General features: G+C 49.8%; 10 protein-coding genes. 5 read left to right on the top strand and 5 right to left on the bottom strand.

All coding sequences use genetic code 11. The annotated features are described in order from the left end of the window. Positions 1 to 43 precede the first annotated feature (43 nt). The 5 genes from AC0YNZ_RS26040 (at position 44) to AC0YNZ_RS26020 (ending at position 5,093) form a co-directional block, all read left to right on the top strand. On the top strand, positions 44 to 976 hold the full coding sequence (locus AC0YNZ_RS26040; protein WP_475829377.1) for an ArsR/SmtB family transcription factor: 933 nt from the start codon (positions 44 to 46) through the stop codon (positions 974 to 976). A 73-nt stretch (positions 977 to 1,049) separates the two neighbouring features. After that, positions 1,050 to 1,217, top strand: coding sequence for a hypothetical protein (locus AC0YNZ_RS26035; RefSeq protein ID WP_475829376.1), 168 nt, complete (start codon positions 1,050 to 1,052; stop codon positions 1,215 to 1,217). Positions 1,218 to 2,109: 892 nt separating this feature from the next. Beyond that, complete coding sequence (locus AC0YNZ_RS26030; protein WP_475829375.1) at positions 2,110 to 2,961, top strand: sugar phosphate isomerase/epimerase family protein; 852 nt, start codon at positions 2,110 to 2,112, stop codon at positions 2,959 to 2,961. Between the two features lie 24 nt (positions 2,962 to 2,985). Beyond that, a complete protein-coding gene (locus tag AC0YNZ_RS26025; RefSeq protein WP_475829374.1) occupies positions 2,986 to 3,996 on the top strand; it encodes a Gfo/Idh/MocA family protein in 1,011 nt (336 codons plus the stop codon). Positions 3,997 to 4,184: 188 nt separating this feature from the next. Continuing rightward, positions 4,185 to 5,093: a helix-turn-helix domain-containing protein gene (locus AC0YNZ_RS26020; RefSeq protein WP_475829373.1), complete on the top strand. Its 909-nt coding sequence runs from the start codon at positions 4,185 to 4,187 to the stop codon at positions 5,091 to 5,093. Between the two features lie 97 nt (positions 5,094 to 5,190). Here the strand turns inward: AC0YNZ_RS26020 and AC0YNZ_RS26015 are convergent, their stop codons facing one another. The 5 genes from AC0YNZ_RS26015 to AC0YNZ_RS25995 all read right to left on the bottom strand — a co-directional run bounded on the left by AC0YNZ_RS26015 (position 5,191) and on the right by AC0YNZ_RS25995 (position 12,116). Then, positions 5,191 to 6,306 (bottom strand): NADH:flavin oxidoreductase, encoded by a 1,116-nt coding sequence (locus AC0YNZ_RS26015; protein WP_475829372.1) that lies wholly within the window; start codon positions 6,304 to 6,306, stop codon positions 5,191 to 5,193. A gap of 181 nt (positions 6,307 to 6,487) precedes the next feature. Continuing rightward, on the bottom strand, positions 6,488 to 7,372 hold the full coding sequence (locus AC0YNZ_RS26010) for an ABC transporter ATP-binding protein (RefSeq protein WP_475829371.1): 885 nt from the start codon (positions 7,370 to 7,372) through the stop codon (positions 6,488 to 6,490). A gap of 3 nt (positions 7,373 to 7,375) precedes the next feature. After that, positions 7,376 to 10,255, bottom strand: a complete 2,880-nt coding sequence (locus AC0YNZ_RS26005) for an ABC transporter permease (protein WP_475829370.1) — start codon at positions 10,253 to 10,255, stop codon at positions 7,376 to 7,378. 159 nt (positions 10,256 to 10,414) lie between these two features. Next, entirely contained in the window at positions 10,415 to 11,440 is a 1,026-nt protein-coding gene (locus AC0YNZ_RS26000) for an efflux RND transporter periplasmic adaptor subunit (protein WP_475829369.1), read from the bottom strand. Further along, complete coding sequence (locus AC0YNZ_RS25995) at positions 11,424 to 12,116, bottom strand: ABC transporter ATP-binding protein (protein ID WP_475829368.1); 693 nt, start codon at positions 12,114 to 12,116, stop codon at positions 11,424 to 11,426. Before AC0YNZ_RS25995 ends, AC0YNZ_RS26000 begins: the two co-directional genes overlap by 17 nt. Between the last annotated feature and the right edge of the window lie 240 nt (positions 12,117 to 12,356).

The following is a 12,356-nucleotide window of genomic DNA, read 5'->3' as shown; positions in this document are numbered from 1 at the left end:
TTCACATATGTATTAACAATAACTCTCATTCGGAGGTTATCCATTGAAAATCGAGCTATCAGAGCAAAACCTGCCCATATTTGAGGCTATATCAAGTAACGTACGCATCCAAATTATTCATTTGCTCTCCAAAAAATCGATGAATATCCGTGAGCTGGCCGAGGCTTTGAGCTTAAGCAGCGCGATTATGACCATGCATGTCAAGAAGCTGGAGAAGGCGGGAATCATCCGTTCCGAAATGACCCCGGGTAAAGGCGGCGCCGCACAGAAGGTGTGCTCCCTTAGCATGGATGGACTTGAAATCGCTTTTCCGCGCAAGGATGTCGTTCATCGCGAATCAAGAAGAACCGAAGTATCCATCGGCCACTATACCGATCTAAGCATCGTGCCCACCTGCGGCATTTGCACGACCGAGAAAGTAATCGGTATTTTCGACGATCCGCGCTACTTTCTCGATCCGGACCGCGTCAACGCCAAAATATTATGGTTCTCTCAAGGTTATATCGAGTATAAAATTCCTAATTTCCTGTTAAGCAGCGAAAATCCGGAGGAGCTCGAAATTTCGATGGAAATTTCGTCGGAAGCTCCTCTTACCAATATGAACTGGCCTTCGGATCTTACATTCTTTTTTAATGGAGTAAATGTTGGCATGTGGACGAGCCCTGCCGATTACGGCGGAAAGGGCAAGCTGAATCCCTCGTGGTGGTTTGACGATGTCAACCAATTTGGATTGTTGAAGCGGCTTATCATCAAAAAGGACGGCACCTACATGGACGGCATTAAGCTCTCAAATGTTAGTCTCGAAGAGATTGATATCAGCAACAGCCACTGGACATTCCGTATCGCGATTCTTGAAGATGCAGAGCATATCGGTGGCTTCACGCTATTTGGATCAGGCTTCGGCAACTATAATCAGGATCTCATCTTTAAGCTTTATTATACGAAGCTGGCACAAGAGGAACGGACGCTGGCTTAACTGCAATCTGGCAGGGGGCTAGCTCCCGCCCACCGTATACCGTTCGTACCGTACGGTATACGGCGGGCGGTTCATGACTTCAACAATGACGCGAAAAGATGTAGAAACGGCGGTGCAGGGGTTAGTCCTGAACCGCCATTTCTTGATTTCGATCGATTGCCGCTTTCTTAAGCAAATTACGGGCAAGCGAAAGCCACCTGACCTCAAGGCGGCTGCACAAAGCTCATTTCGGGATGGTTGATCGCACTTCCATTTTACCGAAGAATCGTCTCTCTTTGTCAATTTCACGAAAGAACAGTGGCTGTCTCTCAGGCTTTTAGGCCTAATGAGACAGCCATTTTTTGTTTATTCGGATTGGAGGAACTGGGTGTATGCAGCCGAAATGATGATGGGAAAAGTGATTTAGTTTCATTTCATAAAGCTAAATTACGCTCGGGATGCGAATATGGCGGATTAGCTCTATTTTGCAAACGTAATCGGTCATTTTTAGAAGCTTCTCTCCAAAAACGCTGTTTAATTAGGCAAAATCAAACTAAATCGCCGTTTTCGGATGACGATCTGCAAATAGTTTCAGAAAATCGAATTAACTCACCGCGCACTAATGAACGGTGCTAAGGCCCGGAAGTGTTGCCCCTGCAGCCATTTGATTTCAGAAACATTCTATTAGTTCAATTTCATAAAGCTAAAACACGCTCGGGATGCGAATACGGCGGATTAGCTCTATTTTGCAAACATAATCGGCCATTTTTAGAAGCTGCTCTCCAAAAACGCTGTTTAATTAGGCAAAATCAAACTAAATCGCCGTTTTCAGATGACTATCTGCAAATAGTTTCAGAAAATCGAATTAAACTGCCGGGCGGTGATCGATGCTAAGGCCCGGAAGTGAAAGCGCCCCTGCAGCAGGCCTCTGAGACACTCCGTTTGATTGTTGCTTTAAGTTCTTCCTTTCTTCGAGGTGCCAGATCCATGACACACATAGAAAAATACCGGAATTGTCCAAAAAGTCACTTTACACGCTAAAGATTTTGGACGTCGAATCTTTTAATATATAGGTAATATCACTAGAATTCCTTTTCATCAAGAAAGTCGGAATTAGCTAAACATGGCAGCCAAATCAAAGGAGAGATGCTTCGATGAAAAAAGGAATAAACATTTGGTCGTTTAAAGAGGGCACCCCAATAGGAGAATGCATCCGGTTAGCTAAAAAGGCGGGGTTCGACGGCATTGAGCTGTCTCTGAACGAAACGGGAGAGCTCGGACTTCATGCAACCGATAAGGACGTGCGTGAAATCCAAGCGCAGCTGGAAGATGCGAATTTGGAAATCGCGGGATTAGCGACCGGCTTATACTGGTCTTATTCCATGACGAGTGAGAATGCGTCTAAGCGCAGCAAGGCGGTTGACGTATGCAAGAAACAGCTTGAGCTTGCGGCCGCTTTCGGAGTCGATGCGATCTTAGTCATACCGGGCGCCGTCGGCGTGGACTTCATTCCAGGCGCTGAAGTGACCGACTATGAGCGGGCTTACGATTACGCTTTGGAAGCGATAGCCGGGCTGGTGCCATTCGCAGAAAGCGCCGGCGTGGCGATCGCCATCGAGAACGTATGGAACAAGTTTTTGCTGTCGCCGCTTGAAATGCGTTCGTTTATCGATTCGCACGGATCGGAATTCGTAGGTTCCTACTTCGACGTAGGAAACGTCCTGCACAGCGGCTATCCCGAGCATTGGATTCGGATTCTGAACCGCCGAATCAAAAAGGTTCATTTCAAGGATTACCGCCGCCAAGCAGGCGGCCTACATGGATTCGTCGATCTGCTCGCGGGGGATGTCGATTACCCTGCTGTCATGAAAGCACTGGAATTAATCGGCTATAACAACTATGTCACAGCAGAGATGATCCCGCCGTATGCTCATCATGCCGATCAAATCATTTTGAATACGTCCAGCTCGATGGATGCGATACTCGGACGGAACGCTATCAAATAATACGGGAATAAAGGAGACTTTCACATGTTAAAAGTCGGCTTAATCGGATTCGGTTTTATGGGACGCATGCATTATGACAATTATATTCGCCTGGCAGCGGAAGGGGCGCCGGTACAGCTGGTTTCTATTTGCGACTTGCGAATAGAAGAGCTGAAGAACGGTGCAGCATGGGGCAATATTGCGACAAAGCGGGAAGTTTACGATTTATCGCCTTACCGGCTTTACGATAATATTCAAACGATGCTAGAAAACGAGCAGCTCGATATCGTCGACATCACGCTCCCGACTAATCTTCATGCAGATTTAGCCTGTTCCCTGCTTGAAAGAGGCATTCATGTCCTATGCGAGAAGCCGGTGGCCGGCACTTCGGCGGATGGCTGGCGGATGGCAAATACGGCGAAGCACACCGGCACCACGCTAATGGTCGCACAATGCCTGCGCTTCTGGCCGGCCTACGAATATTTGAAGTCTTGCGTGGAGGACGGCCGCTACGGCGCGGTAACGTCCGGAAGCTTCTTTCGCGGCGGCAGCTCGCCGCAGGGCTGGTTTCTCGATGGAAGCCAAAGCGGCGGCTGTATTCTTGACATGCACATTCATGATACGGATATCGTGAATTGGCTGTTTGGCAAGCCCGCTCAAGTTTCCACCATCGCGCGCAATGTCATTCCCGGCAGCGGCTACGACATCGTCTCGACAAACTATATTTATCCGGACGGCAAGGTGCTGAACGCGCAGGCTGATTGGACGCTGCAGGGCGATTTCGGCTTCGCGATGACTTACCGGGTAAATTTCGAAGGCGGGAACCTTATCTTCGAGAACAACCAGGTAAAGGTTAATCCGAATGAAGCTCCCGGCTTTATCGCCGAGCTGCCGGAGGATATGGGCTACTACCGCGAGCTTAACTACTTTATCGATTCGGTCAACAACGGCAAGCCGGTCACCGTATGCACGCCGGAAAGCGCGGTCGAATCGCTCGAGATCGTCGAAGCGGAGATCCGGTCCGCGAACGGCAAGGGCGCACTCGAAGCTTTATAATTGATAAAAAAAGAAATGATTATTAAACGAGTAAGCCCGGTACCTCTAAGGTATTGGGCTTATTTTCTGATATCCGCACAAATTATATATACCTTATAATACTCTATAAGACTAGTTATTTAGAGATCTTGCAATAATTCGAACGCTATCGATTCATGGAGACCAATAAGAATCAGATAGGAGAGTAAATGATGTACCATACAACAACCGGCTATCCTGAACTCAAAGCGTCACCGCTACGGGACTGGTCCCCGAGCATCCATTATGCGCAGGTTCAATTCTTGCCTCCAGGCAAGTTGGAGCGAAGGAGAATTTATGACTTTGAGCTTCTATATGTAAGCCAAGGCGAAGCGGCCACAACGATGAATGGGCAGCGTTATTCCCTTTCGGCCGGTCAATTGATTTTCCTGCCCTCGGGTGTATTTCACCAGAATGAGATCGTTTCGGAGCCTTATGCCAAGTTTATCGGCATTCATTTCGACTTTTTCGATGAGCTCGAAATCCTGACTGAAGCGGATATCGTCGTCGACGAGGAGGCGGTGCAACCGGATAAATTTGCTTCGGAAGCAATTGCCGAGGCGTTTATGCCGCTATCCGAAAGCCCCGTTTACACACCGACGCTTGCTTGCGTCAAGATGCTCGAAGAGCTTGTCCACGAATTTGCGATGCGGTATGCCGGTTATGAGCTGGTATGCAAAGCGCTGATGCTGAACATTCTGGCTCAGCTGCTTCGGGCGCAAATGACGCGCAGATTGGCGGAAGCTTCTGTACATGGAGCCAAAATCGCAGAAATGATGAATAACATTGAATCCTCGCCTGCTGATTCGTGGTCCAATAAAGAACTGGCATGCAGGATGAGCTTGAATGAGGACCATTTCGCTAAGCTGTTCAAAAAGCATTCCGGCATGCCCCCGGGCGAGTTTATCAGCGCCGTCCGGCACCGCGAAGCAAGAAAGCTGCTGCGTGAAACGGAATTATCGGTGGAAGAAGTCGGAAGCCGGGTCGGTTATCCGGACATTCATTACTTCAGCCGTATCTTCCGCCGGCACGAGGGCATCTCGCCGAGCGAGTACCGGAAGCTGTCAAACATCTTATAGGTTGATTACATGAACAGGATTGCCGGAAATACAGAAGAGGGCCCGGATTATCTCCAAGCCCTCTCATGACCTGCATCGTTTACCTGCAGTCAGCCTATTAATATAAAGATTTCAAAGCAAACGCATCATAGTCCAAAAGCTCATTTGTGCGATTATCGCGGATTTTGGCTGCCCATTCGGGATCAGCTAGCAGTGCTCTGCCAACGGCCACCAGATCAAACTCTCCATTTTCCAGCCTTTCAATCAATCTGGCAAGGGAAGCCGGCTTCGCGGCATCGCCCAGGCTGCTTCTAAATTCATTGTCAAGACCAACTGACCCTACCGTTATCGTCGGTTTTCCCGTCAGTTTTTTCGTCCAGCCTGCCAGATTCAAATCGGAATCATCGAACTCCGGCTCCCAGTAGCGGCGTGTCGAGCTGTGAAAAACATCGACTCCCGCATCTGCGAGCGGCGTCAAAAATTGCAAAAGCTGTTGAGGCGACTCGGCTAATTTGGCTGTGTATTGACCTGCTTTCCATTGGGAGAACCTGAGAACGATCGGAAAATCAGCTCCAACAGCACGTCGGCATGCCTGAACAACCTCGACAGCGAAACGGGTCCGGGCTGCGAGATCTCCGCCATAGCGATCGGTGCGCTGGTTTGTTTTGTCCCAAAAAAACTGATCAATTAAATAACCATGCGCACCATGAAGCTCTATCCCGTCAAAGCCGGCTTTAGCTGCGTCTGCCGCAGCCTGCGCGTAAGCCGCAATCACTTCCCCGATCTCATTTTCCGTTAACGGCTCTGTTATTTTCTCGCCGGAAAGATTCAGCCCCGAGGGACCGATCGGCAAAGCATCCGGATTAGGCAGATCCCCGATTTTGCGGGTTAATCCGATATGCCATAACTGAGGAATGATCTTTCCTCCCGCCTCGTGTACGGCATCCACAACCTTTGACCACTGAAGGAGCGCAGCCTCGCCATGAAAGTTCGGCCAATTCGGATTGGCCGCTGCTGCGGGATGGTTGATCAGCGTTCCTTCGGTGATGATAAGGCCAACCCCATTTTCCGCCCGGCGGCGATAGTAAGCGGCAACGTCCTCTCCCGGTACTCCATCCGGGGAATATCCTCTGGTCATCGGCGCCATTACAATTCGATTTGATAGCTCTAGATTTTTGGATGCAAAGGGCTTAAACAGCGCTTCAACCGAAGCTTCGCTTCTGGCATTAGACATTTAGATTCCTCCCATATATGTGGTATGGATAATCATTTCCTTCTACACTACTCCATCCTACCATTTATTCCCTTGTAATCCCAGTACTTTAATTGAGATAAATAATCATCGTTTTCGAAGCTCCCCAAATGACGAAAGGGCTGCGCCCAACGTCTTACCGACCTGGCGCAGCCCTGCTTGCTTACTCTGCCTTCTCCTCCGGAGGGAGGAGCACGATTCTGCCTTCTCCAAGCTCCACGCGAAGCTTATTGGAGTTTCGGATGCCGATGGATTCCAAATAGCCCGATGGTACCTGCAGGCGGCCAGCTTTATCAAGCACGGCATACTCCACATGCGTGCCTTCTTCATCCTCAGCTTCCGCAAGCTCCAACAACTCTTCGGCGTAAGAGCGCTTGCGCAGCATCTCTGATGAAATTTTGCCGTCGCGGATAGCCGCGACGCGATCCACCTTCTTTGCAAGCTCAGGATCATGCGTAACAATAACGACCGTAATCCCAATCGTCCGATTCAGCTCGCGGAACAAGTCCAGTATCTGATTCGCCATACGCGAATCTACCGAGCCAGTCGGCTCATCCGCAAGCAGCAGCTTCGGATGATTCGCAAGCGCAATGGCGATCGCCACCCGCTGCTGTTCGCCTCCGGACAGCTCATAAAGCTTGTTCGAGGCGCGGTGGCTAAGCCCGACGGCATCCAGCAGCTCCTTCGCCCGCCAGCGCTTGCGGCTGCCGGTAAGCAGAATCGGCAGCTCGACATTTTCAAGCGCTGTCAAATACGGGATAAGATTCCTCGCATTATTTTGCCAGACGAAGCCGACGCTTTCCCGTTTGTAGCGGACAAAATCACGTTCCTTAAACTTCAGCATGTCTCTGCCGTCAACCGTAAGCTTGCCCGCCGTAGGACGGTCCAAGCCGCCCAGCATATTAAGCAGCGTCGATTTGCCGCTGCCGCTGTTGCCGATTATCGCCATAAGCTCGCCGCTTTCGATATGAAGATCAAGGCCTTGCAGCGCGAATACCTCCAGGTCGGCAGTTTTGTATATTTTGACTAGCCCCTCGCAATGAATCATCCGTCAATCCTCCCCTAGCTTTATCGCTTGATGGATGCGCAGCCGCGACAGCATATAGGCCAGTATGCCAAGTCCGAAGATCAGCATGAAGCCGACGAGCACATAAATGCGCATTAAATCCGAGGATTCGAACATCACCTTGAACGGCGGAACGAGACTGCTTGGATTAAAGGCAATTTGAAAATTAGGCACATACAGCAAGCTTGCCAAGTTGCCGACACCGATTCCGATTAGTACGGCAACGCCGGATGTAAGCAACTGCTCAACCGCCAGCATGCCGATAAGCTGCTTAAGCGACAAGCCAATAGCTCGTAAAATACCGTTTTGAAGCGTCCGGCCCCGCAAGGACAATACCCAGTACAATAAAAATCCGATAAAGCTAACGAGAATCGAGAGAACGAAGCCAAGCGTCAAAATTCCGTTTAGCGCCATGAGGAACGGATCATTCTTGGCATCCACAAGCTCCTCTCTCGTATTGACAATGCTTGTTATCGGAAGCTTCGATTCCGTGAGCCCTTCATAGAACTCTGCGGTACTGGCCTCTGGCTTCAGCTTGATCCAGACATCATACGGCTCAAGCGCAAGCTGCACCTGAATGCGCGGTAAATGACCTACGATCAGCATAGGAGCGCGGCCTGACGCTGAATCTTCGCTGACATCAACGCTGCCTATGGCAGGATTCGGGTTAAATGTCGGGAAATAATCGATGATGCCGTACACCTTGAACGGCTGCTGCGGCACGTCGCTCCAGCCTACCCAAATCGTATCGCCCGGCTTAACCTTATTCTGCTCCGCCAAAGTCTTCGAAATGAGCACGGCCTGCGAGTCGCCGGCAAGCAAGTTTAAATAGTCGTTGATCGGATAATCGAGCAGGCTGTCCCGGAACCAGGCCGTTTCTCCGAACTCGTCCGTATCGATGCCAATCAGCGTTGCGGCTCCGCTGCCTTCATTTACGCTGAAGGCTGCCTCTTTATTGAATACTTTAGCCGCATGCTCCACGCCCTTGATCGTCTTAAAGGGCTCGAACGCCGGCTCCAAATAATGTACAGGAGCTTCCGTTACAGGCGTCTCCGGCTGCGGCTGACCCGGAGCTGGAGGCGGCGGCGCATCATTTACCCACTGTGCGGTCAGCACGATCTCCGCACCATTGCCATACCTGATCCGATCCTCCGTATTATTGTTGATCGTTCTTGCGGCCGAAGCGCTGAATACTCCTGTAGCAATGGTCATTATGAGAAAAATCATCAAAAATTGATATTGCGTGCTGGAGCGGCCGACCTGTATCAATGTCGCATATACGGAAGGCGGCCACCATTTCTTGAAGGTCCAGTATACGAGTCTGAGCACCCATGGATACAAACGAAGCAGCAGCAAGCCCGCACCCATAATAAACAAGGCGGGAATAACGAACTGCAGCGGATCGATATTCAGATCGCCGGCGTTCAGTCCCAAGCTTTGCAAATCGGCCAACCGCTTTCTAAACGTGTATAAGCCGTAAATCGCGAGCGCCAGCGCAATGACATCAAGAAACATTTTGTGCCATAGCGGCGATTTTAATAGTCTTGCCAGCTGCTGCTTATGTCCGACAATCGAGACGCGGGTTGCCATAATAATTGGGATAAGCATAATGACAAAGCAGACGGCGGAAGCGATTGCTCCATAGCGGTAGGCTTCCTCTGTAATTCTGACCGGCAGTCTTACGCGCTGCACAAATTCCAGAAAGCCGTTTGATGCTCCGAGCAAGTCGGTCAGCACAACTCCCAGCAAAGGGCCAACGCCAAATGCAATGCCGCATAAAATAATGCCTTCCACCGCATAGGAGGTGATCACCTGCCAGCGTGCTGCACCTCTGCTGCGCAGCACCGCGATTTCATTCTTTTGCCTATCGGCGATGAGATTCGAAACCATAAACATATAAAAACCAAGCATAATGAAAACGGGAACATTAAGCGACCACATTAGCGTTCTTAGCTGCTTCGCCCGATCCATGTATTTGGCGATCGTATCGAGCGCAGGCGTCTCCGACACGGTCTGATACATCGTTACGTTATTAAGCATGACGTTGCGTATCTTATTGGTCGTCTGAATGAAATCGTCTACGAATCTTAGCTCAAGCTTGGAATAATCAAGCACGAAGAACCAGCCTACGGACGCAACGGGAATCCGGCTTTCCTGCAAGAAATGCTGCTTAGCCAGTTTGTCGCTAATGACAAAGCTGCCGCTAAGCTCGCTCAGGTCCGTATCTCTAAAATACGGGTCGTCATCCTGCTTCTTCTCAAATACGCCTACCGGCTTAAACTTTATTTCCCCGGCAATTTTATCGTCGTCTACAAAAAACTCCGAATCGAGCACCGTTTTGAATTGAATGAGCCCCCGCTCCGTAACGAGCACTTCATATACGCCATCTACCGGCTGCTGCTCTGCAGGCATTCTGCCGTCGGTCAGCTTTATGTGCTCCTCAAGATCGGAGAAGGAGCGCAGCGACATCGTCTTGACCGATTTTTTCGTGTTAGGCTCAGGATCATTTGTCGGCCTAATCTTTATCGATTTCGATTGAAAATCGACAACCAGCTCCTGCACCGGTATTTGAAAGCCGGCTGACGCTTGCTCACGTATGTAACGGTCCACTTTCGTATAGATCTTATTCATCTGATCCGGCGTTTCTTTCGTATAGAACAATTTATTATACTGATTCCCGGGATAAACGCTCTTCTTCGTTTGCATCGTTTCCAAATCTTTGACCAGCATCCTCGATAGAACCGCTTCCGAATATATCGGCATGCTGCTGACCAAAGCAACAGACATCACTAGACCAATAAACAGGCTGGCAACCAACCACTTATTTTGCACCATTTTGCGAACAATCATGACAAACAAAGCCACCCGAAAACCTCCCAAGCCTAAACGGCTGAAGCCAAGTATGCGTCAAAAGCTCGTTTCCGGAGAAATATAAGTCGAGAATAGCCAGAAAGCGTATACATTCTTATATTTCAAGCGTAAACGGCTGATAACCCCCGTCGTTAGAACGGACTCATGCAGATATTATTGCAGCACGACGACCGCGCCTTCTTCCAAACCCTTCGTGATTTCAATTTCAGTCGAGCCCTTAATCCCCGTTTCCACATCGATTTCACGGATTTTATTGCCATCCTCCAGCGTTCTTACGAACGTTCTGCCAAGGAAGCTGCGAACGCCGCTGCGAGGAATTTTCAAGATGTCATCACGCTGCTGCAAAATAATCCTCACGTCTGCGAACGCTCCGATCGAAGCGTCACCCGGTATTTTCGGCAGTTCGATGAACAGCGTTTTGGAGTATCGATCCTGCAGTTGTTCGTTCAACGTTGTTGGAGCGGAAGACGGCGTCTGCACCACTTTGCCCTGCAGCTCCTGATCTCCAAAGGTTACCAGAGCCGGAAAGCCGACGTCCACGCTGTTTATTTCTGCACCTGCTTCAACCCGAAGCGCTACCCGCAGCTTAGATGGATCGGAAATAATAACAAGCGTCTGATAGGCCTCGACAAAATCACCTTCCTCTAAATCCTCGACGAACGTGACTTGGCCGTCCATTCCGGCAACGAGCTGCTTACTGTTGAAGGTCGTCATCAACCGCTCCAGCTTTAGGCTCTCAATTTCCAGCTGCAGCTTTGCAATGTCGATCGCATCGCTGTCTCCACCCGATTTAGCTTGCTTGAGCGCCAGCTTTGCTCTTGCAACCGACAGCTCCTGCTCCTTCAGCTGAATATCTAATCCGTCTACATTAAGCTGGACAAGCACATCGCCCTTTTTCACCTTAGCGCCGGAGGCAACCATCATCTTCGCGATGCGGCCGCCTTGGCCTGTAAACTGCGCAATCTCCGACTTCGTCGATTCCAGGCTGCCGCTTCCTTTAATCTCCTGCGTGATCATGCCTTTCTCGACCGTAACCGTCCGGTAATTTTCTTGGGCCGGCTTGATGAGCGGCGGCTTTAACGCCTGCTCCTCGGCTGGGAGCAAGGAGCACCCTGTAAGTGAAGCGCCAATGAGAAGCGCGGCTGACCAGCTAAGCAGCGGTTTAAGCTTTTGCGACAATTTGTCCATCCTCCAATTCGTACACTTGGTCAACGATTTCCATAATGGCAGGATCATGTGTCGTCATAATGATCGTCATTCCTGCCGTCTCTACCAAATCGCGAAACACCTTCATAATTTGCAGACCGGTACGGCTGTCCAGCTCCGCCGTAGGCTCGTCGGCAAGCAGCAGCTTCGGCTTATGGGCGATTGCCCGCGCAATTGCCGTCCGCTGCTGCTCCCCTCCCGACAGCTCAAAAGGCCGATGATGCATGCGTCCCTTCAAGCCGACCTGCTCCAATGCTTCAATCGCCGTTTCCTTACGGCCGTTAGCTGGCGCACCCGAAACTCTTAATATAAACTCCACGTTCTCATAGGCAGACATTAAAGGGATCAAGGCGAAGGATTGAAAAATAAGCCCCATTTCCTTGCGGCGCACCTGATCTCTCTCCTGATTCGACATCGCCGTCAAATCGCGTCCGCCAAACGTAATTTGTCCTTCTGTCGGCCGATCCAGCGCGCTCAGCAAATTAATAAGCGTCGTTTTCCCAGAGCCGGATCTTCCTTTAAAAGCGATTAGCTTGCCGGAAGGGATCGATAAATCTACTCCCTTCAATACAGTAACCGCGCTGCTTCCGTGTCCAAATGTTCTTTTTAAAGCGCTTGCATGAATCATATCATGCGTTGTTGGCTGCATCTAATGTCAAGCCTCCGTTTTCAATAATTCTCTTCCAATAAACCGTTTACATTTATATCTTTTTCCATTCTACTCCTAGTAATCTCTGCGTACAAGAATAATAAAAAAACAGAGCTTGTACGGATTTGGAATTGGTAGAATCGGCAGCTTTATCCTTTTATAACACGTAGCGTATTCAGAAAAAACTAAACAGCCTTAGTCCGGTTTAATACCGAACTAAGGCTGCTTCATGGGCGCTTC

The sequence above is a fragment of the Paenibacillus sp. J2L1-98 genome (genome assembly GCF_056269405.1).
The sequence above is the reverse complement of the archived record's forward strand: the minus strand, read 5'-3'. Positions and strand labels throughout refer to the sequence as shown.